Here is a 26,458-nt window from a genome sequence, read left to right as displayed (position 1 = left end):
CGTCGTCGCTGAGCATCTGCACTCCGTTGGCCTTCGCCCACAGCGGGAGGAACTCCGGGATCTTCGGGTCGAACCCGATCCGCGCCGGCCCGCGGGCGTTCCGCGGGGTGACGACGACCGCTGCGGAACGCAGTGGTGACGCCGGTGCGCCCGGCCGGGACATCTCCAGCCGCAGCAGGCGGGCGCCGGTCACGTCCAGGTCGATGACGGCCGATTTCCCGGCGGAGACGTCGTGTTCGGAGCGCGGGGTCCCGTCGAGCACCACGCGGACCCGGCCGACCTGGAACGCGTCCGCGGCGTCGTCGAGCACCCCGGCGACGGTGGTGAACCGCCGGTAGTTGCCGCCCAGTTCCAGTTCGACCACCCCCGGTCCGGTGACCGACGGCGAAGCCGGCCGCAGGACGATGCTCTGCTCGTAGCTCCGGCCGTCGATCGATGCCGCGCCGCGTTTCACGCCCTTGCTGGCGCACAGCCACGGCAGTTCGCTCGCCGGCACCCGCTGGTCTTCGACGGCTCCGCCGCGCCAGGTCCCGCGCCGGGGCATCGGGTACTGGCCCTGCCCGGTGATCGCGGCGAGGAGATCGGCCACGCCCGCTTCGGTGAAGGCGGGGACGTGGTACCGGGTCGTCGAATGGGCGTTGAGGAAGGACGGGATCTCGTCGATCGAGCGGCCGGGCAGCACGACCGGCAGCACCCGCTCGGTCTCGCGGCGCAGGTCCCGGGTCAGGTTGTTCCGGATGATCGCCGCCTCGAACTGGGCGCCCCGCCCCTCGTGGGGCAGGGCGGTGCCGTCGGCGCGGCGCTTGTAGTGAGGGGAGGCGATGACGAGGACGAAGTCCGCCTCGGCGAGCTGTTCGGTGGCCCACGACGACCAGTCCCGGCGCACGTTGTCGTACCACGCGTCGAGGTGCACGTCCAAGCCGATCTGCGTGCGCAGGAACGCCGCGAAGCTGTGCACGAGTTCCTTGTGTTCCGGGGTGTCGTGCGAGTAGGTCACGAACACCCGGGGCGCGGCACGGTCGGGCATCGGTGCCCCTCCCAGTCGATGAATGCGCGCACCAGTCGCGCTGACCTGTCATTTATCGGTGCGCTTCTTATTTGTCAAGCTTTTCCGGTGCTGCGGAGAAATTGGTCGGAGGTGGCCAGGTATTGGCATCCTTCTGTCCAGTTTCCCGCCTTTTCCCGCGGTGCGCGACCGGCCTAGGATGGGCCGTTGCCTGGTGGGGAGCGGCGAAGGAGCGAAGGCACGCGTGTACGAGTACGACGTGTTCATCAGCTACCAACGCTCCGGCCGGGATATTTCGGAGTGGGTGAAAAACCATTTCCACCCGCGGTTGGCCGAGGTGCTGGACAACAACTTCTACCGGGACGTCCGGATTTTCTGCGACGACCAGGTGCGCACCGGTGCGAGCTGGGCGGGGGAGGTGCGCACCGCGCTGCTGCGGACGCGGGTGCTCGTGCCGGTGTGTTCGCCGAAGTACTTCCGGGACGAATGGTGCCTGGCGGAATGGCATTCCATGGCTCAGCGGGAGGAGCTGGCCACGCGCCAGGACCGCACCCGGCCGTTGATCTACCCGGTGATCTTCTGCGACTCCCAGAGCTTCCCCGGCTGGGCCGTCGAGCGGCGCATGCGCGACCTGCGGCAGTGGAACCACCCCTTCGAACACTTCCAGACCGCACCGGCCTACCTGGACTTCAACCAGGAGATCAAGGGGATCGCCGAAGAACTGGAGGAGCTCATCGACCGGGCGCCGGACTGGCGCGACGACTGGCCGGTGTCCACACCGGTCCCGGAACCGCCGAAGCGGGCGCGGATGCCGAGGTTCTGACGGATGGCGGGAGCGGTCTTCACCTTCTACTCCTACAAGGGCGGGGTCGGCCGGAGCTTCACGCTGGCCAACGTCGCCGTGCTGCTGGCCCGCTGGGGCCACCGCGTCCTCTGCCTGGACTGGGACCTGGAGGCGCCTGGTCTCAGCGACTACTTCCGGCCGCTGCTGCCGGCGAAGCCCCGAGGCGGCGTCGTCGACCTCGTCGACGACTTCAAGAACGGCCGGTTCGCGCCCGAGGCGCACGCCATGCGGCTGAAGGACTTCGGTGCCCTCGACTTCATCGCGGCGGGCACCGAAGACGCCGGCTATGTCGGGCAGGTGCAGGAGATCGACTGGGAAGGCCTGTACGACCTCGGGTTCGGCGAGTACCTCGACCGGTGCCGCGAGCACTGGGCCGCGAACTACGACTTCGTGCTCATCGACAGCCGCACCGGGATTTCGGACATCGGCGGGATCTGCACGGCGCACCTGCCGGACCACCTCGTCGTCCTGTTCACGGCGAACCGGCAGAGCATCCGCGGTGCCATGGAGCTCGCCCGGCGCGCCGACGCGGCCCGCAACCTCCTGCCGTTCGACCGCGCACGGCTGACCGTCCTGCCCGTGTTGTCGCGGTTCGACAACCGGGAGGAGTACGACCGCTCGGAGACCTGGCGCCGCATCGTCGTCGACGAGACGGCCGAGCTGTACCGCACCTGGCTCGACCACTCGGTCGAGCCGGAGACGATGTCGCGGCACCTCACGCTGCCGTACGTCTCCTATTGGAGTTTCGGTGAGCAGCTCCCGGTGCTGTCGGAGAAGGCACCGAGCGTGGATCAGATCGGGTTCGCCCTCGAGACCGTCGCGGCGGTGATCGCGTGCCGCCTCGACCGCACGGACCTGCTGGCCGAGAACCGCGACGCCTACGTGGCGGCGGTCCGCGCGAGCCGCCGGGAGTTCACGCACGAGCTGCGGGTCAGCATCCCGCGGGCGGCCGTCGGCGTGGGCGGTGAACTGGTGGCGGAGCTGGAGAAGCTGGACGTCCGGGTGGTGAAGTCCCTTTCGGGCGACCGGTCCCTGCTGGCCAGGCCGGACGAGGACGCGCGGCACCTGTGCCTGGTCGTCGACGGCAAGGTGAGCCGCTGGCAGTCGGCGGAGGTCGAGCTGTTCCTGCACCGGACGCTCGGTCAGGACCGCCGGGTGATCCCCGTCCTCACCCCCGGCACGGAGGCGGCCGGGTTGCCCGGGTACGTCGGCAATCTCCGTTACCTGCGCCTGGGTGCCCGCGGCGCGGCCGGCGTGGCCCGCGACCTGGTCGGTCAGCTGAAGGGCTTCACCCCGCTGCTTGACGCGGACGACGACCTCGACCTCGCGGGCCTGCTCGGCCAGGCCCGCGGCGCCCTGCTGGTCACTTCGCGGTGGGACCTGGTGGACGAGGTGATCACGACCCTGCAGACGGCCGTCGGCGCCGGCGACGGCGCGCGGACGAGGGAGTCCGCGGCGGATCTCGCGGTGGCGATCCGGCCGCGGTCCCCGAACGGCGGCGGCCACCACCCCGCACCCCCGCACACCCGCCGGTCGATCGACTGGCTCCTGCGGACGCTCGACGCCCGCGCACAGACCACGACGCAACCGAACCACCGGAAGGATCTCGGATGACCGACCGCTTGGGACACAAGCAGACCGCGGCGATGTTCGCACTGATGGTGCTGGGCCGCGAGGTGCCCAACCCGGAGCTGAAGGAGCTGGTGGGCTTCACGCTCACCGGCAAGGAACGCACGCAGCTGAAGGACGCCGGGTACATCACCAGCGAGCAGGTCGGCCGCCCGTTCGTCCACCAGCTGACCGACCGCGGATGGGCCTGGTGCGAGAAGGAACTCGGGGCGAAGACCCCGCCGCCACCCCGGCCGCAGAGCACGCTGTGCTCGGTGTTGTACCTCGTCCTCGGCGGGTTCGACGGGTTTCTCCGCGGCCGGAAGCTGCACCTCGCCGACGTTTTCGGTACCCCGGTTCCTCCGGCGCCGACGGAAGATCTCGAAACCCGCATCCGCGTCGCCTACCGGGAGCTCGTCAAGGAACCGCGCGGCTGGGTCGGCCTGGTGGACCTGCGGCCGAAGCTCGGTGCGCCGGCCGCGGAGGTCGACGCGGTGCTCAAGGAACTGAGCCGCGCCGGCCAGATCCACCTGGTCCCCGAGGACAACCGGAAGGCCCTCACGGCGGCCGACCACGAGGCGGCCATCCGCATCGGCGGCGAGGACAACCATTTCGTCGCTTTCGAGGGGTCATGATGGACGAGCTCAAGGCGCTGGCGACGCTGAGCTTCGACTGGGCGGACACTCCCGATCACGTCTGGCGTGACTCGCCCTACCACGTGGACGGTCTGCACGCCGACGCGCTCGCCGCGCTGGACACCGGCATCCGCGATGCCGTGGCCAGCGACGGGCCCAGCCCGATCGGGCTCGTCATGCGAGGGCTCAAGGGGGTGGGCAAGACGCATCTGCTCGGCCTGGTCCGGCGCCAGGTCCACCGCGCGCGGGGGTACTTCTTCCTCGACGACGTCACCGCGGCCGAGGCGTTCTGGGAAAACACGGCGGAGGCGCTGCGCCGCGGGCTGGCCCGTCCGGATGACTCGGGCGAGTCACAACTGAGGAGATTCCTGCTCCGCGTGTGCTTGCGTGCCCACGTCGACGCCGACGTCGAGGCGAGGATCCGGCGGGGCCGCGGATTGACCGCCGCCGATGTCGAGGCTTTCGTCGACGGAGTGGCTTCGCTCGATGAGGTGGTCGCCGAAGAATGCGGGGACACCGCTCGCGCCCTCGTGCTGATCGCGAGCCGTGACCGCGGCGCCAAGTACATCGGCGAGGACTACCTCGACGGCGATGCCGAGCTGACGTCCGAAGCCCGCCAGTGGAACATCTACTCGCGGCCGAAGCCGTCCCGGGCCCTCGTGCAGGAGATCACGAGGTTGCTCGCCCTCACCGGCCCGGTCGTGGTCGCTGTGGACCAGCTCGACACGCTGGTCGCCCGATCGAAAAAGGGCATGCTGCGTGAGGGAGTCGGCGATGACCTGCTCGTCGCGCAGATCGCCGACGGGCTCATGGGATTGCGGGAAGTCACCTCCAAGACCCTCACCGTGGTGGCTTGCCTGCCGTCCACGTGGGAGCAGATCAAGACGCAGGCGGCGGGCACCGTCCCCGATCGATTCCGGGAAACGGTGATGCTGGGCCGGATCATCGATGCCGAGCTGGGCCGAGCATTGGTGGCGAAGCGGCTCGGAGTCGCCTACCAGGCCATGGAGTTCGCGCCGCCGCACCCCACCTGGCCCATCGCGCCCGTGGCGTTCGCGGAACCCTGGGAGCAGTGGACGCCACGGCAGCTGCTGAAGCGGATCGGCGCGCACATCGAACTGTGCCTGCGCGCCGGCCAGGTGAAGGAACTCGTCTCCTTCGACGAAAAGCTCGAGATGCCGGTCGCCCCGGTCCGGACCGTGGTCGAGCACGACCGGTTCGCCGAACTCGACGCCGAGTTCGAGAAACTGCAGGCCGAAGCGGATCCCGGCACGCTGCTCGCCGAGAAGACCGTCGACAAGGTCATGCCCGACCTCCTCTCCGCGGCTCTGCGCTGCTGGGTCACCGAAGTCGGCGACGACGAGCTGGAATGGTCGTGCGAACGGCAGAACGGGCGCAGCGAGGTGCACGCCTGGCTGTCGCGGACCCTCGACGAAGCCGCGGACCTGCAGGAGCACTGGGCGTTCCGGGCGATCGCGGCCCGTGACCCGCGTGCCGCGTTGAGCCGGTTCCGCAAGGCCCGCTCCGCGGCGGGCCAGTTGCACGGGGCGGAAAACCGCCACCTCGTCATCCTCCGGGACGCCTGGGGGCGCGGGGCCAAGACCCGCGAAGAAGTCGAGAAGTTCACGACCGCCGGTGGAAAGACCGTCCCGCCGAGCCCGGCCGACGTGAAGACCTTCTGGGCGTTGCAGAAGATGCTCGGCAACGGCGGCCGGGAGCTGCACGAGTGGCTGATCGACCGGCGGCCCGCGAGCCGCTCGGAGCTGTTGTCGAGTGTCCTGCCGGAGAAGCCGTCCGGGCAGCCGGACGTGGCGCCGGAGCAGCCGTCGGGGCAGGCCGCCGCCGAAGGGACGCACCCGCCGCCGGGGGAGGGGGAGATCACGCTCGGCGCCGTCGTGGGCTCGGGGGAGCCCGTGCGGCTCGCCCTTTCCGCGCTGCGCAAGCACGCCGCCGTCTTCGCCGGTTCCGGTTCGGGGAAGACCGTGCTGCTCAGGCGGGTCGTCGAGGAGTGCGCGCTGCTCGGCGTCCCGGCGATCGTCCTGGATCCGAACAACGACCTCGCCCGGCTCGGGGACGCCTGGCCCGAGCCGCCGGAGGCCTGGGGACCCGGCGATGCCGAGCTGGCCGAGCGGTACCTGGCCGAGACGGACGTCGTCGTCTGGACGCCGGGGCGGGCGACCGGGCGGCCGCTGGCGTTCCGGCCCCTGCCGGACTTCGCCGGCGTGCTCGACGACACCGACGAGTTCACCGCGGCCGTCGAGGTGGCCGTGGCGACGCTCGCGCCGCAGGCCCGGCTCACCGGCACCACGGCGAAGGCCAACATTGGGCTCGCTGTGCTCCGGCAGGCGGTCGTCCACCACGCGCGGACCGGGTCCCGCAGCCTGCCGGACCTCGTCGAGCTGATGTCGGACCTGCCCGAGGAGGTCAGCAACCTCAACGACGCCAAGCGCATCGCGGCCGACCTGGCCGAGGTGCTGAAGGCCGCCATGGTCAACGATCCGCTCTTCGCGGGCGGCGGCGAACCGGTCGACCCGGGCACCCTGCTCACGCCGGCGCCGGGCAAGCGGGCCCGCGTCTCCGTGATCAGCTTCGTCGGGCTGCCGGCGGACGAACAGCGGCAGAACTTCGTCAACCAGCTGCAGATGGAGCTGTTCGCCTGGGTCAAACGCCACCCGGCGGGCGACCGGCCGCTGGGTGCCTTGTTCGTGATGGACGAAGCTCAGACATTGGCGGCCTCGGGTTCGCTGACGGCGAGCACCCGCAGCACGATCGTGCTCGCATCGCAGGCCCGCAAGTACGGTCTGGGCCTGCTGTTCGCCACGCAGGCGCCCAAGGGCCTGCACAACCAGGTCGTCGGCAACGCGATGACGCAGTTCTTCGGCAGGCTCAACAGCCCGGCCCAGATCGCGGCGGCCAACGAACTGGCGCGCGCCAAGGGAAGCCCGGTCGCGGACATCTCACGCCTGGAGCGCGCGCAGTTCTACGTGGCGGGCGAAGCGTTCGGCTTCCGCCAGGTGGCGACGCCGCTGTGCCTGACCCACCACCCGGCGAGCCCGCTGCGGCTGGAAGAGGTGATCGCCCGGGCGCGGAAAACGCCGGAGTGAGGGCGGTCGATCCGGGCGGGGTTCGTTCGACGCGTCGGTGAAGCGACCCCGACCCGAGGAGCACCCGTGATCCGCCTGTACATGACCATGTCCCTCGACGGCTTCGTGGCCGGTCCCGACGACCGTCCCGGTCAGGAGCTCGGCCGCGGCGGCGGGCGGCTGTTCGACTGGCTGGACGATCGCCACGGTGACGGTCCCAGTGCGCAGGTGGTCCGCGAGGCGACGGCCACGGGTGCGCTGATCTCGGGCCGGCGGACCTTCGAGCTGGCGGGTCGCTGGGGCGGCGACCACCACGACGGGGTACCGATCCACGTGCTGACCCACCACGTCGATCCGGCCGATCCGCCGCCGGGCCACGCGCGGTACTTCACGGACGTGGTGGCCTGCGCGGAGGAAGCTTGCGCGGCGGCGGGCGACCGCGGGGTCATGGTGCACGGCGCGGGCGCGGCACAAGCGTTGCTCGAAGCGGGTCTGCTGGACGAACTGGAGATCCACCTGGTCCCGGTGCTCCTCGGCGCGGGACGCCGGCTGTTCGCCGAAGGGGAGCCGGCCGAGCTGGACCTGGTCCGGCAGCTACCGGACCGGGGTGTGCTCCACCTGCGGTACGCCGTGCGCCGCTGACCCGTCCTGACCGGACGTTCGCGGCGAACGGCCGATGCCCGGCCCGCGGGCCGGGCATCGCGCGGGTCAGTCCTCTTCGGGGAAGTGGATGTCGGTGACGTGGACGTCCACGACCTCCACGTCGAGGCCCAGGTACTGCTCGACGGCTTCGATCACCGCGACGCGGAGCTGCTCGCCCAGTGCCTTGACCGCGTGGCCGAACTCGAGCACCACGGGAATGGTGATCCAGGCGACCTCGTCGGCGAGCTCGACCTTGACGCCGCTCTCGTCGAGGCTGTACACGCCGTCGGCCTGGCCGGCGATCCGCACGACGATCTTGGTGACCACGCCGTCGGCGATCGTGGTGCTGCCGCGGGTGCCCGCCGCCGGCCGGGCCGCGACCGGCTCGCTTTCCGCGACCGGCTCCACCGACACGGCTTCGGCGACCGGCTCCGGAGCGTCCTCTTCGGAGTCCACGGCGACCGCCTCCTCGTCGGTGCCGGTGACGTCCTCGTCGCTCGTCTCGGCGGCTTCGGCCGCGTCATCTTCGACCGTGTCGTCGGCGGCGGAGTCGGCGGAATCGACGGCGGTTTCCGCGGTGATCCCGGCCTCGAGCACGGAATCCGGCTCCTCGGCGACGACATTGGCCTCGGAAGCGGTCTCGGCTGTGGCCTCGGGCGCGACCTCCTCGGTGACCGCCGGTTCGGGCGAGGCGGTGCCGTAGGCGTACTCGCCGACGGGGTCTTCATTCTTGGGTCGGCCGAAGATGCCGTTCATGACGTCGGACATGGGTGCCCTTTCCGGGGAGCGACGACTACCTGTGGGGACGAGCGAACGGCGACATGATAGGGGCATGGCCGTGATCAACGGCACACTGCCCCGAGCTTCGAGACTCGCTTGTGTCCCAACAGGTATCCGGCGCTCGCCGGGGTGATCACCGTCCGTCAGGCCGGGTTCGGCGATCAGTGATCACCGGGTCGAAATGGTGTCCCGGAATTGTCTTCTTTTCGGCGCCCGCCCATTCCTACCAATCGTTCCGGAACAGGCTGACCGGAACGCTCGAGCCGAGCGCCTGGTACCCCGCCGGGTTCAGGTGCAGGTGATCGCCGACGTCGTAGGCGGGCAGCAGCCGCGCCGGGGCCGCCGGGTCGCGGGCCACCTTGTCGAAGTCCAGCAGCGCGTCGAAGTGGCCCGGCTGGCGGATCCACGCGTTCACCTGCTGCCGGGCTTCTTCCCGGGCCGGGTCGTCGTAGGCGGTGTTGCCGCCGAACGGGGTGATCGTCGCGCCGTACACGCGGATGTCCTGGGCGTGGGCGCGGGTCAGGATCTGGTCGTACGCGTCGATCAGCTGCGCCGCCACGTCCGGCGCGGCCGCCGGGGTGGCCGTGCCGATGTCGTTGACGCCCTCGAACACGATCGCCCACGAAACCCCGCTCGTGGACAGCAGGTCGCGGTCCAGGCGGGCCAGCACGTTCGGGCCGAGGCCGTCCTGCAGGACGCGGTTGCCGCCCGCCGCCTCGTTCACCACCGCCACGCCGTGCAGGCGCGAAGCCAGCACGTTCGGCCAGCGGTCGTTCCCGTTCGTCGTCGAGCCGCGGCCGTCGGAGATGGAGTCGCCGATCACCGCCACCGCGGACGCCGGGGACAGCACCTCGATGCCGCTGAGGAAGTACCAGTGGTCGACCGGGGTCGCGCCCGGCAGTTCGAGGTCGGAGACGTGGTTGCCGGACAGCAGGTACGACGTCGTGCGCGAGCCCGGGTGCGAGGTGATCGACGTCGAGGCCTGGCCGTGCGCCAGGTACGCCGTCACCGCGATGTTCTCCAGGGAGCGCACCGGGAAGGGCAGCGGGTCGGACACGACCTGTGCGCCCTGCGGGACCGTCGTCGACGGCTTGCCGTGGAACGTCACCGGGAGCACGCTGCCCGGGACGATGGCCGAGACGCCGGCCGCTCCGGAAACCGGACGCCCCACCGACACCGCGGTCAGCGGCAGCGGTGCCCCGCCGAAGGCGTTGGAGAACCGCAGCCGGATCCGCGGGCCGCCGACGGTCACCTGCGCCGTCTCGCGCACGGACGCGTTGTCGAGCACCCGGTCGGTCCCCGTGAAGGGGGCGGGCGGCAGGTTGCCCGGCTCGGTCAGCTGGGGCATCGACGTCCACGTCGCCACCCAGTGCGAAGGTGCGGGGCGGCCGGAAGCGCCCACGAACAGCGCGGTCAGCACGGCCAGGAAGAAGATCACCAGAGGACGCTTCACAACGAGAACTCCGGGGTCAGGACCCGGTCGAAGCCCACGAGACGGCGCGGCCCGGTCAGGGTGCAGTGCAGGGTCGTGACGATCTGCTCGCTCGAGGTGCCCACTCGCAGCTCGACGTCGCCGGGGTCGACCTGGCGGCGCGCCGCGCGGCCGGTGTACGACGTCAGGTCCGCGTGCAGGCCGATCTCCAGTACCACGGTTTCGCCGGGAGCCAGCCGGACGCGGCGGGCCGCGATGAGCTGGCGCTCCGGCCGGGCCACCTCGGCCACCGGGTCGTGCAGGTAGACCTGGACGACTTCGGACGTCTCGCGCTGGTGGTCGTTGCGCAGCGTCACGCGGACCCGGCACACGCCGTCGGTCGGCCAGAGCGACCCCGTCGCGCTGACGTCCAGCCAGGTCGCCGGCGCGTAGGACAGCCCGTGCCCGAACGGGAACAGCGGCGAAGGATCCACAGTGGACACTTCACTGCGCCGGCCGAGCGGTGCGGCCAGGTACGTCGACGGCTGGCTCGCGCCGGCCGCCGGGAAGCTCACCGGCAGCCTGCCGTCCGGGTTGATCCGCCCGCCGAGGACGTCCGCCAGCGCCGCCGCGCCTTCCTCGCCGGGGTAGAACCCGCACACCACCGCGGCCAGCCGGGGCAGCTGCCGGGACAGCTCGTACGGCCGTCCCGAGAGCAGGACGAGCACCACCGGCTTGCCCGTGTCCAGCAGGGCGTCGAGCAGCTCCTCCTGGCGGCCCGGCAGCCGGAGATCGGGCGCGTCGCAGCCTTCGCCGGACGTCCCGCCTCCGAACAGCCCGGCCCGGTCGCCCAGCACGGCGACACACACCGAGGCGTCCGCGCACGCCGCCACGGCCTGCGCGATCCCGTCGTCGTCGCCGCCCGTGACCGGGCAGCCCAGGGCGTACGCGACGTCGTAGGAGGACCGCAGCGCCTCCAGCAGGGTCGGCACCGAGACGCCGAACGGAACGTCGGGGTGGTGGACGCCGACGTGCAGCGGGAAGGAGTAGCAGCCGAGCATCGCGCCGGGCGTGTCCGCGCGCGGCCCGGCCACGGCGACGCGGATGCCGGGGGAGAGCGGCAGGGTGCCGTCGTTGTGCAGCAGCACGATCGAGCGTTCCGCGACTTCACGGGCCAGCGCCCGCGATTCCGCGTCGTCGAGGTCGATCTCCTCGGGTACCTCCGGAGCCCAATCGGCGTCGAGCAGGCCCAGTTCGCACTTCTGCCGCAGCACCCGCTCGAGGGCGCGATCGACGGCGGCGGCGTCGACCGCGCCCTCTTCCACCGCGGCGAGCAGCGGCTCGCCGTAGCAGTCCATGGTCGGCAGTTCCACGTCGATGCCCGCGACGAGCGCCTGCCGGGCGGCGTCGGCGCGGTCGGCCGCGACGCCGTGCAGGCGGTGCAGGAACGCCACCGAGAAGTAGTCGGAGACCACCGTGCCGTCGAAGCCGTAGGTGTCCCGCAGCAGATCCGTCAGCAGGGCCGGGTCGGCGGCGCCCGGAACGCCGTCGATGTCGGTGTAGGTGTTCATCACCGACCGGGCGCCGGCGCGCAGCGCGTGTTCGAACGGCGGCAGCAGGACGTCGGCGATTTCGCGCGGTCCCGCCGAAACCGGCGCCAGGTTGCGCCCGGCGCGCGAGGCGGAGTACCCGACGAAGTGCTTGAGCGTGGCGATCACCCCGGCCGACTCGAGCCCGGCGACGTAGGCGCTGCCGATCGTCCCGACCAGGTAGGGGTCCTCGCCGATGGTCTCCTCGATCCGCCCCCAGCGCAGGTCGCGGGCCACGTCGAGGACCGGCGCGAGCCCCTGGTGCACGCCGAGGCCGCGCATGGTCCGCCCGATCCGCTCACCCATCCGGCGCACCAGCTCCGGGTCGAAGGTCGCGCCCCACGACAGCGGCGCCGGGTAGATCGTCGCCTGCCACGCGGCCAGCCCGGTCAGGCACTCCTCGTGCACCACCGCGGGGATCCCGAACCGGCTGCTGGCGACGATCTGCCGCTGGGTGCGCGCGAGGCTGTGCGCCCCGATCACCGGGTCGACCGGCCGGGTGCCGAAGGCGCGGGTCAGCTGCCCGATGCCGTGGCGGACCAGCTCGTCGAAGTCGACCGCCGCGTCGACGAATTCGTGCTGGTGCGGCGCCATCTCGCCGCCGGAGTCGATGCCGACCCAGACCCCGTAGAGCTGGGCGAGCTTCTCGCGCAGGGTCATCCGGGCCATCAGGGCCCGGACGCGTTCGCCCGGGTCGGCAGCGGGGTCGCGCCACGGCTCTCCGGCCGTGGTGGGCTGCGTGGTCAAGGCTTTCCGCCCTTCGTCTGGGAAGGAGTTCCGAGTGGACGGCTCAGGGGATGGCGCGGGCCGAATGCCGCACCACCAGGCCGGTGTCGAGGGTGACGTGGGTCTGCCCGACCTCGTCGCCGTTGATGAGCGCGATGAGCATGCGGATCGCCCGGTGGCCCATCTCGCGGATCGGCTGGTCCACTGTGGTCAGTGGCGGGCTGCAGAGCGCGGACTCGGGCACGTTGTCGAAGCCCACCACCGAAAGGTCGTCGGGCACGGAGAGCCCGAACGCCCGGGCCGCGCCGACGGTCGCGATGGCCGAGATGTCGTTCGCCGCGAACACCGCGGTCGGCCGGTCCGGACCGGTCAGCAGGTCGTGGGCCGAGGCCGCGGAGATCTCCGGGTCGTAGGCGCCGTCGCGGATCAGGGCGTCGTCCGGGGCGATGCCCGCGGCCGTCAACGCCCGCAGGTACCCGGTTTTGCGCAGCTCGGCCGACTGCAGGTCGGGCCGCCCGGAGAGGAACGCGATCCGCCGGTGGCCCAGCTCCAGCAGGTGCTCGGTGGCCAGCTGCGCGCCGCGCAGGTTGTCGGAGTCGATCGTCGGCAGGTGGGACGGCCCGGTGTGCGGGTCGACCGCGACGACCGGCGTGCCGGGCACGGCTTCCAGGGAGACGGCCGGCGTGACCAGCACGGCGCCGTCGACGAGGGTGCCGCTCAACCGGGACAGGTAACGCTTTTCCCAGCCCACCGGATCTCCGGTGCGCCCGCCCGCGGAGTAGACGACGAGTTCGAACCCGCTGCCGCGGATGGCGTCCGCGGCTCCCTTGAGCAGCTCGGTCGAGAACGGTTCGAGGTCGGCGACCAGGATGCCGATGACGTTCGTCCGGTGGTTTCTCAGGCTCTGCGCCACCAGGCTCGCCTCGTAACCGAGTTCTTCGATCACGGCGCGGACCCGCGCGAGTGTCGTGGCGGAGACGCCGTAGCGCTCGTTGATCACCTTCGAAACCGTGGCCACCGAGACGCCGGCCCGGGCGGCGACGTCACGGATGGTCACCCTGGAACTGGGCTGCATCGGCTCAGACTAACCATAGAAAACGTTATCGACAACGATTGACACGGCATTTGTCCCGGGAGCAGACTCTTCGCCAACCCGGGCGCCGAGCCGCCCCGTCCTACTCGGCCGAAGTCGTCAGGAGTGGACCCACGATGTTTGTGAAACGCCGGATCACCGTTCTCGCCGCCCTTGCGGCCGTTGTCCCGCTCGCGCTGGCCGCGTGCAGCGGGGGGAACGACACCCCCGCGCAGCAGCCGAGCGGCCCGGTCACCCTGACCTGGTGGCACAACGGCACCACCGATCCGATCAAGTCGATCTGGGAGAAGGTCGTCGCCGACTACCACCAGGCGCACGGCGACGTCACGATCAAGGCCCAGCCGCTGCAGAACGAGGACTTCAGCACCAAGGTGCCCCTCGCCCTGCAGTCGGCCGAGCCGCCGGACATCTACCAGTCCTGGGGCGCCGGTGACCTGGCCTCGCAGCTGACATCGGGCAAGGTCGCCGACATCACCGACTTCACGAAGTCGTGGATCACCCAGACCACCGGCAAGTTCGGCGAGAACTGGCAGGTCGACGGCAAGCAGTACGGGGTGCCGTTCGAGCAGCACTTCGTCGGCTTCTGGTACCGCAAGGACCTGTTCCAGCAGGCGGGGATCACCACCCCGCCGAAGACCATGGACGAGCTCAACGCCGCCGTCACGCAGCTGAAGGCCAAGGGCATCGCGCCGGTCTCCGTCGGCGGCAAGGACCGCTGGCCGGATGCCTTCTACTACAACTACTTCGCCGTCCGTGAATGCTCCATCGACGTGCTCAAGCAGTCAGTGAAGGCGGTCAAGCTCGAAGACCCGTGCTGGACGAAGGCCGGGCAGGACCTCAAGAACTTCCTGGCCACGCAGCCGTTCCAGACCGGGTTCGCCGGCACGCCGGCCCAGCAGGGCGCGGGCAGCTCCGCCGGCCTGGTGGCCAACGGCAAGGCCGCGATGGAACTGCAGGGCGACTGGGAGCCCGGCACGATGTCGTCGCTCACCGAGGACAAGCAGCTGGACTCCAATGTCGGCTGGTTCCCCTTCCCGTCCGTCGCGGGGGGCCAGGGCGACCCGGCGGCCGTGCTCGGCGGCGGTGACGGCTTCGCCTGCACCACCCGCGCGTCGAAGGCGTGCGCGGACTTCCTGCAGTACCTCGGCAGCGAGCCGGTGCAGACGCAGCTGGCCGCGCAGGGCGCCGGCCTGCCCGTGAACACCGTCGCCGCGAAGTCGCTGAAGACCGACACGCTGAAGGCCGTCTACGACTACGGCACGAAGGCGCCGTACCTGCAGATGTACTTCGACCGGGCGTTCCCGACGGCGGTCGGCGCGGCGCTGAACGACGCGGTGGCCAACATGTTCGCCGGCCAGGGCACCCCCGAAGGCATCGTGGCCGCCGTCAACCAGGCCGCGGCGGGCAACAAGTGACCACGGCGACGACCCCGGTGCGGACGGCCGCGAAGCCGTCCGCACCGGCGGTCTCCGCCCGTAAGCACCGGCCCGGCCGGCGCAAGCGGCTCGAGCTGGCGCTGCTGCTCGGGCCCGCCCTGCTGCTGTTCACCGGGTTCGTCCTGGTGCCGATCGGGATCGCGGCGTACTACAGCGTCTTCAACTGGAAGGGATTCGGCCCGCTCGACGACTTCGTCGGGTTCAAGAACTACGCCGATGCCTTCGGCGGCAAGGTGTTCCAGAGCGCCATCGTCCACAACCTGATCATCGCCGGGTTGTCGATCGTGGTGCAGCTGCCGCTGTCGATCGGGCTGGCGCTGCTGCTCAACCGGAAGCTGCGTGGCCGCGCGGTGCTGCGCGCCCTGGTGTTCGCGCCGTACGTGCTCTCCGAAGCGATCACCGCGGTGATCTGGGCGCTCATGCTGCAGCCGAACGGGTTCGCCGACCAGACGCTCCGGGGGGCCGGGCTCGGCGGGCTGGTCCACAACTGGCTGGCCGACCCGGGCATCGTGCTGTACACGATGTTCGCGGTGATCACCTGGAAGTACGTCGGCTTCGGCATCATCCTGCTGCTCGCCGGGCTCCAGGGGGTGCCCGCCGAACTGCGCGAAGCCGCGGCGCTCGACGGTGCCTCGGCCTGGCAGACCACCCGGCACGTGGTGCTGCCGCTGCTCGGGCCGACCATCCGGATCTGGATCTTCCTGTCGGTGATCGGCTCGCTCCAGCTGTTCGACGTCGTCTGGATCATGACGCAGGGCGGCCCGGCGAACGCGTCGACGACGATGGCGACCTACCTGATCGACCACGGCTTCAAGCGCTACGAATTCGGGTTCGGCTCCGCGGTGGCGGTGATCCTGTTCGTCATCTGCTTCGTGTTCGCCCTGCTGTACCAGCGGTTCGCACTCCGCCGCGACACCCAGGGGGCCCTGACCAGGATGGTGGGCTGATGCGCTCCGGCAAGTTCGGCCTGTCGATGGGCTACCTCGCGGCGATCGTGGTGGTCGGCGTGACCGTCGTGCCGCTGCTGTTCGTGGCGCTGGGCGGGTTCCGCACCAACGCGCAGATCAACACCGACCCGGCCGGGATGCCGGGGCCGTGGGTGTTCGACAACTACGCCGCGGTGCTCGGTTCGAGTGCGTTCTGGACGTTCCTCGGCAACAGCGCGCTGATCGCGGTGATCGCCACCGTGCTCGCCGTCGGGCTCGGCTCGATGGCCGGGTACGCGCTTTCGCGCTACCAGTTCAAGGGCCGCGAGGCCTTCTACACGCTGTTCACGCTCGGCCTGCTGTTCCCGATCGGCGTCGCGACGCTGCCGCTGTACCTGTGGCTGCGGCAGCTGGGCCTGCTCGAGAGCTTCTGGGGCGTGGCGATCCCGGAGGCGGCGTTCTCGCTGCCGGTGACGATCGTGATCCTGCGCCCGTTCATGCACGCGATCCCCGGCGAAATCGAGGACGCGGCCGTGCTCGACGGCGCCACCCGGCTCGGGTTCTTCTGGCGCATCCTGCTGCCGCTCTCGACGCCGGCGCTCACCACGGTCGCCGTACTCGCCTTCGTCACCAGCTGGAACACCTACCTGCTGCCCCTGCTGGTGTTCAACGACTCCGGGCACTTCACGCTCCCGCTCGGCGTCGCGATGTTCCAGTCCGCGTTCTCCCAGGACACCGCCCGGGTGCTGGCGTTCACCGCGTTGTCGGCGATCCCCGCGCTCGCGTTCTTCGTGCTCGCCGAACGGCGCATCGTCGGCGGGCTGACCGGATCCGTGAAGGGCTGACTCAGGAGGTCTGCCGTGCCGTCCGAGGTCCACCGTCGTACCTTCCTGCAGTTGCTCGCCCTGGCCGGGGCGGGGTCCATGGCCCTGCCGGGCCTGGCCGAAGCCGGGACCGGATTTCCGTTGGTGTCGCGGGGAACGGCCGCGACGATCGTGGTCGGCTCCGGCGACCTGCCCGGCGTGCGCCGGGTCGTGGGCGACCTGGCCGCCGACGTCGAACGCGTCACGGGCGTGCGGCCCGCCGTGTCGTTCGACGTCGTGCCCGAACACGGCCCGGTCGTCGTGGTCGGCACCCTGGGGCACAGCCCCCTGGTCGACGACCTGGTCCGGGCCGGTCGGCTGGACGTCAAGGGTATCGAGGGCCAGTGGGAGACGTCGCTGAGCCAGGTCGTCGACGGCCGGCTCGTCCTCACCGGCAGTGACCAGCGCGGCGTGATCTACGGCGTCTACGAGGTCTCCCGGCGCATCGGCGTCTCGCCCTGGTACTGGTGGGCGGACGTGCCCCCGCGGCGCAGCGCCGAGCTGCACCTGCCGGGCGAGCGGTTCAGCCTGGGCACCCCGCACGTGAAGTACCGCGGGTTCTTCATCAACGACGAGAACCCGGCGCTGGGCACCTGGGCCCCGGCCTACTTCGGGCCGGGGAAGGCCCCGGGGTTTCCCAACGGCTTCAACCACCTGTTCTTCGCCAAGGTCTTCGAGACCATGCTGCGACTGCGGGCCAACTACCTGTGGCCGGCGGTGTGGGGGCGCGCGTTCGCCGAGGACGACCCGCTCAACCACGCCACGGCCAAGGAATACGGCATCGTGATGGGCACCTCGCACGAGGCGCCGATGATGCGCGGGATCGAGGAGTGGAACCGGCACGCGGTGCCCGCGGTCCGCGACGCGGCCGGGAACATCACGACGCCGGGGCACGACCCGTACGGCGGCACGGGGGAGTGGAGTTTCCGCCGCAACGGCGAGGCGATCAAGGCCTACTGGGCCGACGGGATCCGCCGGATGGTCCGCGAGGACTTCGAGGGCGTCGTCACGCTCGGCATGCGCGGAAACGGCGACGTCGGCCTGCCCGACGGCGACGGCATCGAGCTGATGCGCGAGATCATCGCCACCGAACGGGACATCCTCGCCCGCGAAACCGGCCGGGACCTCACCACGGTGCCGCAGGTCTGGACGCTGTACAAGGAAGTCCAGCGGTACTGGGCGAAGGGCCTGCGGCCGCCGGACGACGTCATCGTGGTGTTCACCGACGACAACTGGGGCAACATCCGCAAGATGCCCGACCGGTCCCTGCCGCCGCACCCCGGCGGGTACGGGCTCTACTACCACTTCGACTACGTCGGCGGCGGCCGCAACTACAAGTGGGTCGACACCACGCTGCTCGCGAACACGTGGGAGCAGCTGCACCAGGCCACCGCCTACGGCAACGACCGCCTGTGGGTGGCCAACGTCGGCGACATGAAGGGCAACGAGCTGCCGCTGCAGTTCTTCCTCGACTACGCCTGGGATCCCGCGGCCCTGCCGGTCGAGCAGCTGTCCACCTGGGAGCGCCAGTTCGCCGAGACGAACTTCGGCGCGAGCACGGCCGCGGCGATCGCGGGTGTCCTGCACGACTACGGACGCCTGCAGTCCCGCCGCAAGCCGGAGCTGCTCAACCGGCGCATCACCGTCGACCCGGCGAAGGACCCGGCCACGGCCGCGGCCATCTCCTACGACGACCAGATGACGCCGTTCAGCCTGGTCAACCACCGCGAGCTGGACACGGTCACCCAGGAGTGGCAGGACCTGGCGGCGCGGGCCGCGAAGATCGCGGCGCGGATCCCGGCCGCGTACCGGGACGCCTTCTACGAACTCGTGCTGTACGAGGTCCAGGCGTCGGCGAACCTGTACGCGCTGCGGCGCGCCGAGTTCACCAACCTGCTCTACGTGACTCAGGGCCGGGCTTCGGCCAACGCGCTCGCCGCCGTCACCGAGGCCCGCTTCGCCGACGACCTGGCGCTGGCGGAGAAGTACAACACCGGCATCGCGGGCGGGAAGTGGCAGGGTTTCCAGACCCAGCCGCACATCGACTACGGCGACATCGCCCGGTACGGCCCCAACGCGCCCTGGCAGCAGCCGGAGAAGGACAACGTCGCGCTGCCGGACGTCATCTTCCCCGCGGTGAAACGCCTCGAGCTGCCCGCCGCGGCTTCGCTGGGGGTGGCGGTCGACGGCTCCGAGCAGGCGTGGCCCGGTGCGCCGGGGCGTCCGGTGCTGCCGGAGTTCAGTCCCTACCAAAGCGCGCCACCGCAGTACGTCGACGTCTTCAACCGCGGCCGGACGCCGTTCCGCTGCCACGTCTCCGTCGCGGGTGCGCCGTGGGTGCAGGTCGAGCCACGCGGCGGCCGGGTCACCGAGGAGCTGCGGATGACCGTGCGGATCGACTGGGCCCGCGCCCCGAAGGGCACCACGACGGTGCCGATCACGGTGTCGGGCGCGGACACTTCGGTGGTGGTGGACGCCGTCGTCCGCAACCCGGAACTGCCCTCGTCGTGGCGGCGCGGGTTCATCGAAGCCGGCGGGTACGTGTCGATGGAGGCCGAGCACTGCACCGCCGACGTCGGCGCGGCGGACGTGGCGTGGCGGCGGATCCCGGACATCGGCCGCACAGGGGCGGGGATGACGCCGTTCCCGGTGACGGCGGCGAGCCGGCCGCCGGGCGCGGGACCGCGGCTGGAGTACCGGATGACGCTGTTCACGACCGGCCCGGTGACGGTGTGGGCATACTTGTCCCCGCGCAACAACGTGCTGGCGGGCGACGGCCTGCGCTACGCGGTCTCGTTCGACGACGCGGACCCGCAGGTCGTGAACATCACGACGGCCACGGGCGCGGACGACACGTCCATGAACCGCCAGTGGGAGCGGACCACCTCGGACAACGTGAACCTGACGTCGACCCGCCACGTGATCGGCGCGGCGGGCCCGCACGTGCTGAAGTTCTGGATGGTCGACCCGGCGGTGATCGTGCAGAAGCTCGTGGTGGACACGGGGGGACTGCGCGCGAGTTACCTGGGGCCGCCGGAGAGCACGCGATGGCCGTGGTGAGGGAGAGCCGGGGTCTCCCGGCCCGGCGCCTGCACGCGGCGACGGGCGGATCCGGCCCTGGGTGGTCGGCAGGGCGAGCCCGCGGGCCGGCGCCGCGCCCGCCGGCCGCTGGTTCGCTCCCGTCGGCCGCCCGGCTACCTCGCTCCGCCGGTCAGGACCCGGTAGCCGTGGTGGGCCGGGGCCGCCGTGCTGTGGCGGACCACCAGGCTCGTCGCCAGCTCCACCCGGTGGCTCTCCGGGTCGACCCCGCGGGCCAGGGAGATCGCCAGCCGCGCGCCGGCCGCCGCCATTTCCTGGAGGGGCTGGCGGATCGTCGTCAGCTCCGGGGTCAGCCAGCGGGCGATCGGCAGGTCGTCGAAGCCCACCACGCTCAGGTCGTCCGGGATGCGCAGCCCCGCATCGCGCGCTGCCTCGTACACGCCGAGCGCTTGCAGGTCGCTGCCGGCGAACACCGCCGTCGGCCGGTCGGGGAGGGTGAGCAGTGATGCGAGTTCGCGGTAGCCGGCCCGGACGTGGAAGTCGCCGCGGCGCACCAGTGCCGGGTCGAACGCCAGCCCGGCCGTCTCCAGCGCCGTGCGGTACCCGTCGATCCGCGCCCGGCTGCACAGCACCCCCTCCGGCCCGCCGATCACCGCGATCCGGCGGTGGCCCAGCTCCACGAGGTGCCGGGTGGCGGTCAGCCCGCCCTGCCAGTTCGTGGCCCCGATCGAGGGCGTCTCCGGGCCGGGCGCGCCGGCCGGGTCGACCACGACCAGCGGGATGTCCCGGGCCCGGAGCTTCGCCAGCTGCCCGCCGGTGAAGTCCGAGCACACCGAAACGATGCCGACCGGCCGCCGGGCGAGCACGCTCTCCAGCCAGCTCTGGCCGGGCGTGTGCCGTCCGGACGATTCCGCCAGCACGACCGCCATTCCGTTTTCGCGGGCAACGTACTCGACCCCGCGGATGATTTCGAGCGCCCACGTGCTTTCGAGTTCGTGGAACATCAATTCCAACAGCCGGGAACGGCGGGACCGTTCGTCGGCCCGGCGTCGGTACCCGTATTTTCCGATGACCGCTTCCACGCGGGCGCGAGTGGATTCGGCGACGTCGGGGCGGCCGTTCAGGACTTTCGAAACTGTCGGCACGGAAACACCGGTCTCGGCGGCGATCCGGGCGATGGTCACCCGGGTCGCGGTCGGCTCGAGCTCGTCAGACTTCGTTGTCATGAAGGAGATTCTAGGTCATCGAAACCCGATTTGAAACGGTTGGAAACTTTCGGAGCTCCATTGTCTCGCGGAGGATGAAGATGTCGGGAAGACTTCCCAGGAAACGCGTCCTGATGGCGGTTGCGGCCACTCTCGGTATTGCCGTGTGGCAGGCGCCTGCGGCTTCGGCGGCGGTGCCGCTGCAATACACCACGAACCGTTACGTCGGCAGCGCGGTCGCTGCGACGTACCTGGCTTCGGAAACCGATTACCGGGCGGTGCTCACCCGGGAATTCGACAACGTGACGCCCGAGAACGAGATGAAGTGGGGCACGGTCGAAGCGGTGCGGGGCCAGTACGACTGGTCGGGCGCCGACGCGATCGTCCGGTACGCCCAAACGCACCACAAGACCGTCCGCGGCCACACCCTGGTCTGGCACTCCCAGCTCCCGGACTGGGTCGCGGCGCTGCCCGCCGACGAGCTCCGGCGGGTCCTGCACGACCACATCACGACGGAAGTCAAGCGGTACCGGGGGAAGATCCGGGCCTGGGACGTCGTCAACGAGATCTTCAACGAGGACGGCACCCGGCGCGACACGGTCTTCCGGCAGAAGCTCGGTGACGGCTTCGTCGCCGACGTCTTCCGCTGGGCGCACGCGGCCGACCCGGCGGCGAAGCTGTACATCAACGACTACAACATCGAAGGGATCAACGCGAAGAGTGACGCGGTGTACGACCTGGTGAAGACGCTGCGGCGGCAGGGCGTGCCGATCAGCGGCGTCGGCATCCAGGGACACCTGTCGATCCAGTACGGCTTCCCGGGTCAGTACCGCGAAAACCTGGCCCGCTTCGCCCGGATCGGCGTGGACACCGCGGTCACCGAGGCCGACGTCCGGATCCCGACCCCGCCGGACGCGGCCAAGCTGGCCACGCAGGCGAGCTACTTCGGTCAGCTGTGGGACGGCTGCCACGCGGTCCGGCGGTGCGTCGAGTTCACGACGTGGGGTTTCACGGACCGGCATTCGTGGGTTCCGGACGTCTTCCCCGGCGAAGGCGCGGCCTGCCTCTTCGACGAGAACCTGCACCCGAAGCCGGCCTACTTCCGCCTCAACCCCTGACGGGCGCCGAGCCGGGCGGCCTCCGTGCTGAGGCACGAAGGCCGCCCGGCTCGGCCGCGAGTCCGATTTCGTCAGCGGCGACGGTGCCCGGCCGGTTCAGCGGGCCAGCGCGGCCAAGCGCTTCGGCGTCGGCCAGCGCACGTTCCACGCCCAGCCCAGCTTCTCGAACACCCAGATCACCCGGGCGGAGATGTCGATCTGCCCGCGCTGCGCGCCGTGGCGGGCCGACGTCGGGTCCGCGTGGTGGGTGTTGTGCCAGGACTCGCCCATCGACAGGATGGCCAGCGGCCAGAAGTTCGCCGAGCGGTCGCGGCTGGCGAACGGGCGCTCGCCGATCATGTGGCAGATCGAGTTCACCGACCACGTGACGTGGTGCTGGAAGGAGATCCGGGCCAGGCCGGCCCACAGGAACGCGGTCAGCGCGCCCCACCAGGACATCGTGATCAACCCGCCGAGCAGCGGCGGGAGCAGCAGGCTCACCACCACCCACAGCGGGAAGAGGCGGTCGACGACGCGCAGGTCGCGGTCGGCGGCCAGGTCCGGGGCGAACCGCTCGACGTTGGTCTTGTCGCGGCCGAAGAGCCAGCCCATGTGGGCGTGCCAGAAGCCGCGGGCGAGCGCCACCGGGGACGTGCCGAACAGCCACGGCGAGTGCGGGTCGCCGTCGCGGTCGGAGAACGCGTGGTGCCGGCGGTGGTCGGCGACCCAGCCGATCACCGGGCCCTGCGCCGCGAGGCCGCCGGCGATGGCGAGCGCGATCCGCAGGGCCCGCTTCGCGCGGAACGCCCCGTGGGTGAAGTAACGGTGGTAGCCGACGGTCACGCCCAGCGTCGACACCAGGAAGAAGGCGGCACCGATCGTGAGGTCGAGCCAGCTGACGCCCCAGCCCCAGAAGACCGGGACGGCGGCGGCGAGCGCGAGGAACGGGACGAGCAGGAAGGTGCGGATGGTGATGAGCTCGGGGAGCGTCTGCCTGCCGGAGAGCACGGGTTTCGGGGCCGGGCGGGCAGCCTTCACAGAGGCGGTCATGCACTACTCGATTCGAATCAGCACCGCGGGCGGCACGAGGGCCGCGTGCGGGAGGCCGGGGAGCGGGAACACCCGGCGATCAGCGGTCTACGGGTGGCCCGGGGCGCGTCACCGCTCCTGCCGGCGATCTGCCTCGAGGGCCACGGGGCGAGAGTGAGGCCGGCGGGACACCGGCGTACGAGGTGCTCTCGACTCGACCCAGATTACCCGATCGTGGTGAACCTGCTGTGTGACCCGGACGGTGACGCGAACGAGAAAGGCCCCCGCCCCGTGCGGGGCGAGGGCCTTCGTGTGCCTCGTGGCTCAGATGACGCTTACGCGCTGGGCCTGCGGGCCCTTCTGGCCCTGGCCGATTTCGAACTCCACGCGCTGGCCCTCGTCGAGCGACTTGAAGCCGTTGCCCTGGATCTCCGAGTAGTGCACGAAGACGTCGGGACCGCCGCCGTCCTGCGCAATGAAGCCGAAGCCCTTTTCACCGTTGAACCACTTGACACTGCCCTGAGCCATGCTAATACCTACTCTTTGTTAGTGAGCCTGGACGCCCCGTTCGGACGTCCGGTCTCACCACCATCCTTCCATAACCCCCGGGGTTCGCGCATCAGTGGTCACACACCCCAGTCCGGGCGCAGCGGCATGCCCATTCCGCCCTCGCTGTCGGTCCGCACCCCGAGGATGTGGTGCAGCTCGATCTCGCGCCGCTCGAAGGCCAGCCGGCAGGCCGCGAGGTACAGCGCCCACACCCGGGCGCGCCCGGCGCCGGCCTCGGCGACCGCCTCGTCCCAGTGCTCGGCGAGGTTGGCGCACCAGCCGGCCAGCGTCGTCGCGTAGTGCTCGCGCAGGTTCTCCGAGTGCCGCACCTCCAGGCCGGCGTCGTGCATGGCGGTCATGAGCTCGCCGGGTGCCTCCAGCTCGCCGTCCGGGAAGACGTAGCGGTCGATGAAGCCCCGTGACCGGTGGGCGACGCTGGTGTCCGGGTTGGTGATGCAGTGGTTGAGCAGGCGTCCGTGCGGCTTGAGCTTGGCCGCCAGGAAGCGGAAGTAGCCGGGCACGTTGCGCGCCCCGATGTGCTCGGTCAGGCCGATCGAGGAGATCGCGTCGAACCCCGTCTCGGTGACGTCCCGGTAGTCGAGGTGACGGATCTCGGCCCGGTCCGCGAGCCCGAGGGCGACGATGTTCTTCTGCGCCCACTGCGCTTGTTCACGCGAAAGTGTGACGCCGAGCGCCTCGACGCCGTAGTGCCGGACGGCGTGGGCGACCATCCCGCCCCAGCCGCAGCCGACGTCGAGCAGCCGCATCCCCGGCTTCAGGCCGAGCTTGCGGCAGACCAGGTCGAACTTGTTGGCCTGCGCTTCCTCCAGCGAAGCGTCCGGGGTCGGGAACACCGCGCAGGTGTAGGCCATCGACGGCCCGAGGACCAGCTCGTAGAACCGGTTCGACACGTCGTAGTGGCTGGCGATGGCCTCGCTGTCGCGCTGCTTCGAGTGCCGCAGCGCGGTCAGCCCACGCTGGAACCGGCTCGGGTGCTCCTCGACCGGCGGCTTGACCAGCCGCAGGTGGCGCGGGCCGAGCTTGCGCAGCAGCCACAGCCGGTCGGCCGGGGTGAGCTGGTCGACCTGCGTCGCCAGTGCGCGCAGCGCGGTGTAGAGGTCGCCTGTGACGTCGAGCGCGCCGGCGACGTACGCGCGGGCGAGACCGAGATCACCGGGGGAGGACATCAGGTAGTCGAGCGCCAGCGGCGAGCGCACCTCGATGGCCACCGGCGCGTCGGCCGGGCCGCTGCGGCTGCCGTCGTAGGCGGTGATCGACACCTCGGCGCGGGGGCCGAGCAACCGCTCGAAGACGGCACCGACCGGGATGCTTTCCTGGGTCACGTTCGTTCCTTTCACCGTCGGCGGACGCATTTTTCGTAGAGCCCGAGCAACCGTTCACCCGGGTCGTAGGCCTGCTTGAGCTTGCGGTAGGCGTCGCCGTTGTAGAGCCGCCAGAACTCGTCTTCGGTGTAGAAGCTGTCGGAGTAGAGCGACTTGTGCCCGCCGAGCCGGGTGACCTCGGCTTCGACCATCCGGTTGTGCACGCCGTCCCGCTCACCGGGAGCCAGGGGCACCGACGACCAGAACCCGAAGTTGACGTACAGCTCGTCGGGGTCGAGTTCGTAGAGCGGCCAGCGGACGCCGCCGGGCCGCTGCCGCAGCGGGCAGATCCAGACCGGGCTGATCGGGATCTCGCGTTCGAAGAACTCGAGGAACTCCGCGGCGCGGCCGAGGGGGACCTCGATGTCCTGCACGATCGTCTCCTCCGGCGGCAGGCGCCGGAGTTTCAGCAGCCGCTCGGCGATCCGGAACCGGCGGTCCAGCGCGACGGCCTTCCAGTACACCGAGGACCGCAGGAACCGGCGGCCGAGCACCAGCCGCGGCAGCCGGTGCTGGACGCCGAACGCCCGCGAGCACCAGAACCAGTCGGTGTCCCAGCGCCAGAGGTAGTCGCGGACGGTCAGGTGGTCGGTCTCGCGCTCCCGGATGGACCGGTAGTAGATGTCCAGCCAGGTGTAGTCGCTCGTCGCGGGCGCGGTGTCGGTGAACGTCCCGAGCGTCAGGTACAGCTCGTCCGGGCCGAAGACCGTGCCGTCGACGAAATCGACGTGCTCGCCATCGTGTTCGCTCTTCGCGCAGATCTCGCCCAGTGCCTCGAAGTACGTCGCGCGGTCGTGGTGGCGGACGTGGCGGACCCGCACGAACGGCTTGACCGGCTCCAGGAGGATCCGCAACCGCAGCGCGTAGCCGAGGCTGCCGTAGGAGTTGGGGAAGCCGTGGAAGAGGGCGTGGTGCTCGTTGTCCGGCGTGGCGACGACGATCCGGCCGTCGCCGGTGAGCACCTCCAGCTCGAGCACCGATTCGTGCGGCATGCCGTTGCGGAACGACGAGGACTCGATGCCGAGGCCGGTCACCGCGCCGCCGAGGGTGATCGTCTTCAGCTGCGGCACGACCAGCGGCATCAGGCCGTGCGGCAGCGTGGCGTCGACGAGCTGCTCGTAGGTGACCATGCCCTCGACGTCGGCGGTGCGGCTGTCCGGGTCGACGCGCAGCACGTGGGTGAACCCGGACACATCCAGGCCCGGGTGCTTCGCCGCGGTGCGGGAGCGGAAGAGGTTCGACGTCCGTTTCGCCAGCCGGACGGTGGCTTCACCGCCGATCGCGGTGAGTTGCCGTCTCAGGGCGTCTACGCGGGCTTCGTGCTCGGGGAATGCCGGGCCCGGACGGGCTTCGGGCACCCCGGCCTGATCGATGGTCACGTCCTCGATCCTGCCTCACCGGAGGCCCTGGTGGCTCGTCGGACGTCGTGAATAACGCATTGATCTCGTCGAAGGAGGCGAACGAGTCGGTCACGACGCCGCGTCGGCGGCCAGGCGGCGGTCGGACGGCGGTCGG

Annotated in this window: 20 protein-coding genes; 10 read left to right on the top strand and 10 right to left on the bottom strand. The window is 70.8% G+C overall.

The window, feature by feature from the left end; translation table 11 throughout:
- Positions 1 to 1,027: SEFIR domain-containing protein (locus AB0F15_RS28750; RefSeq protein WP_360276739.1), on the bottom strand; the 1,027-nt coding region annotated here is incomplete at its 3' end.
- Between the two features lie 223 nt (positions 1,028 to 1,250).
- On the opposite strand from AB0F15_RS28750, the gene AB0F15_RS28745 reads away from it, so the two are divergent.
- The 5 genes from AB0F15_RS28745 to AB0F15_RS28725 all read left to right on the top strand — a co-directional run bounded on the left by AB0F15_RS28745 (position 1,251) and on the right by AB0F15_RS28725 (position 7,818).
- Entirely contained in the window at positions 1,251 to 1,829 is a 579-nt protein-coding gene (locus AB0F15_RS28745; RefSeq protein ID WP_360276737.1) for a TIR domain-containing protein, read from the top strand.
- A gap of 3 nt (positions 1,830 to 1,832) precedes the next feature.
- Positions 1,833 to 3,464, top strand: a complete 1,632-nt coding sequence (locus tag AB0F15_RS28740; protein ID WP_360276734.1) for a CATRA system-associated protein — start codon at positions 1,833 to 1,835, stop codon at positions 3,462 to 3,464.
- On the top strand, positions 3,461 to 4,093 hold the full coding sequence (locus tag AB0F15_RS28735; RefSeq protein ID WP_360276732.1) for a hypothetical protein: 633 nt from the start codon (positions 3,461 to 3,463) through the stop codon (positions 4,091 to 4,093). The genes AB0F15_RS28740 and AB0F15_RS28735 overlap by 4 nt, the downstream gene beginning before the upstream one ends.
- Positions 4,093 to 7,197 carry a DUF87 domain-containing protein gene (locus AB0F15_RS28730; RefSeq protein WP_360276729.1) on the top strand — a complete coding sequence of 1,035 codons (3,105 nt, stop codon included), beginning with the start codon at positions 4,093 to 4,095 and terminating at the stop codon, positions 7,195 to 7,197. The genes AB0F15_RS28735 and AB0F15_RS28730 overlap by 1 nt, the downstream gene beginning before the upstream one ends.
- A 66-nt stretch (positions 7,198 to 7,263) precedes the next feature.
- Entirely contained in the window at positions 7,264 to 7,818 is a 555-nt protein-coding gene (locus tag AB0F15_RS28725; protein WP_360276726.1) for a dihydrofolate reductase family protein, read from the top strand.
- Between the two features lie 66 nt (positions 7,819 to 7,884).
- Here the strand turns inward: AB0F15_RS28725 and AB0F15_RS28720 are convergent, their stop codons facing one another.
- From AB0F15_RS28720 to AB0F15_RS28705, 4 genes are all read right to left on the bottom strand, one after another.
- Positions 7,885 to 8,586: an Asp23/Gls24 family envelope stress response protein gene (locus tag AB0F15_RS28720; protein ID WP_360276724.1), complete on the bottom strand. Its 702-nt coding sequence runs from the start codon at positions 8,584 to 8,586 to the stop codon at positions 7,885 to 7,887.
- A gap of 235 nt (positions 8,587 to 8,821) precedes the next feature.
- Positions 8,822 to 10,051 (bottom strand): SGNH/GDSL hydrolase family protein, encoded by a 1,230-nt coding sequence (locus AB0F15_RS28715; RefSeq protein WP_360276722.1) that lies wholly within the window; start codon positions 10,049 to 10,051, stop codon positions 8,822 to 8,824.
- Entirely contained in the window at positions 10,048 to 12,345 is a 2,298-nt protein-coding gene (locus AB0F15_RS28710) for a glycoside hydrolase family 3 N-terminal domain-containing protein (protein WP_360276719.1), read from the bottom strand. The genes AB0F15_RS28715 and AB0F15_RS28710 overlap by 4 nt, the downstream gene beginning before the upstream one ends.
- Positions 12,346 to 12,388: 43 nt before the next feature.
- Complete coding sequence (locus AB0F15_RS28705) at positions 12,389 to 13,399, bottom strand: LacI family DNA-binding transcriptional regulator (protein ID WP_360276717.1); 1,011 nt, start codon at positions 13,397 to 13,399, stop codon at positions 12,389 to 12,391.
- A 134-nt stretch (positions 13,400 to 13,533) separates the two neighbouring features.
- On the opposite strand from AB0F15_RS28705, the gene AB0F15_RS28700 reads away from it, so the two are divergent.
- The 4 genes from AB0F15_RS28700 to AB0F15_RS28685 are packed head-to-tail and all read left to right on the top strand — an operon-like array spanning position 13,534 to position 19,702.
- The gene (locus AB0F15_RS28700) at positions 13,534 to 14,832 is read left to right on the top strand and encodes an extracellular solute-binding protein (RefSeq protein ID WP_360276714.1); all 1,299 of its coding nucleotides are present in this window, start codon (positions 13,534 to 13,536) and stop codon (positions 14,830 to 14,832) included.
- Positions 14,829 to 15,800, top strand: a complete 972-nt coding sequence (locus AB0F15_RS28695) for a sugar ABC transporter permease (protein ID WP_360276711.1) — start codon at positions 14,829 to 14,831, stop codon at positions 15,798 to 15,800. The genes AB0F15_RS28700 and AB0F15_RS28695 overlap by 4 nt, the downstream gene beginning before the upstream one ends.
- Entirely contained in the window at positions 15,800 to 16,624 is an 825-nt protein-coding gene (locus AB0F15_RS28690) for a carbohydrate ABC transporter permease (RefSeq protein ID WP_360276708.1), read from the top strand. Before AB0F15_RS28695 ends, AB0F15_RS28690 begins: the two co-directional genes overlap by 1 nt.
- A 15-nt stretch (positions 16,625 to 16,639) precedes the next feature.
- On the top strand, positions 16,640 to 19,702 hold the full coding sequence (locus AB0F15_RS28685) for a glycosyl hydrolase 115 family protein (RefSeq protein ID WP_360276705.1): 3,063 nt from the start codon (positions 16,640 to 16,642) through the stop codon (positions 19,700 to 19,702).
- 134 nt (positions 19,703 to 19,836) lie between these two features.
- On the opposite strand, the gene AB0F15_RS28680 is transcribed toward AB0F15_RS28685, so the two are convergent.
- A complete protein-coding gene (locus AB0F15_RS28680; RefSeq protein ID WP_360276702.1) occupies positions 19,837 to 20,907 on the bottom strand; it encodes a LacI family DNA-binding transcriptional regulator in 1,071 nt (356 codons plus the stop codon).
- 143 nt (positions 20,908 to 21,050) lie between these two features.
- Here AB0F15_RS28680 and AB0F15_RS28675 point away from each other — a divergent pair, with 143 nt between their 5' ends.
- Positions 21,051 to 22,004 (top strand): endo-1,4-beta-xylanase, encoded by a 954-nt coding sequence (locus AB0F15_RS28675; RefSeq protein WP_360276699.1) that lies wholly within the window; start codon positions 21,051 to 21,053, stop codon positions 22,002 to 22,004.
- Positions 22,005 to 22,100: 96 nt separating this feature from the next.
- Here AB0F15_RS28675 and AB0F15_RS28670 read toward each other — a convergent pair whose 3' ends face one another.
- The 4 genes from AB0F15_RS28670 to AB0F15_RS28655 all read right to left on the bottom strand — a co-directional run bounded on the left by AB0F15_RS28670 (position 22,101) and on the right by AB0F15_RS28655 (position 26,322).
- Positions 22,101 to 23,033: an acyl-CoA desaturase gene (locus AB0F15_RS28670; protein WP_360276697.1), complete on the bottom strand. Its 933-nt coding sequence runs from the start codon at positions 23,031 to 23,033 to the stop codon at positions 22,101 to 22,103.
- A gap of 303 nt (positions 23,034 to 23,336) precedes the next feature.
- Positions 23,337 to 23,540 carry a cold-shock protein gene (locus AB0F15_RS28665; protein ID WP_072479091.1) on the bottom strand — a complete coding sequence of 68 codons (204 nt, stop codon included), beginning with the start codon at positions 23,538 to 23,540 and terminating at the stop codon, positions 23,337 to 23,339.
- 98 nt (positions 23,541 to 23,638) lie between these two features.
- Positions 23,639 to 24,904: a class I SAM-dependent methyltransferase gene (locus tag AB0F15_RS28660; protein WP_360276693.1), complete on the bottom strand. Its 1,266-nt coding sequence runs from the start codon at positions 24,902 to 24,904 to the stop codon at positions 23,639 to 23,641.
- A gap of 11 nt (positions 24,905 to 24,915) precedes the next feature.
- On the bottom strand, positions 24,916 to 26,322 hold the full coding sequence (locus tag AB0F15_RS28655) for an FAD-binding oxidoreductase (RefSeq protein ID WP_360276690.1): 1,407 nt from the start codon (positions 26,320 to 26,322) through the stop codon (positions 24,916 to 24,918).
- Positions 26,323 to 26,458 lie beyond the last annotated feature (136 nt).

It is taken from the genome of Amycolatopsis sp. NPDC026612, from assembly GCF_040638285.1.
In the GTDB taxonomy this organism is placed as follows: Bacteria; Actinomycetota; Actinomycetes; order Mycobacteriales; family Pseudonocardiaceae; genus Amycolatopsis.
This window is presented reverse-complemented; position numbering and strand designations above follow the sequence as displayed.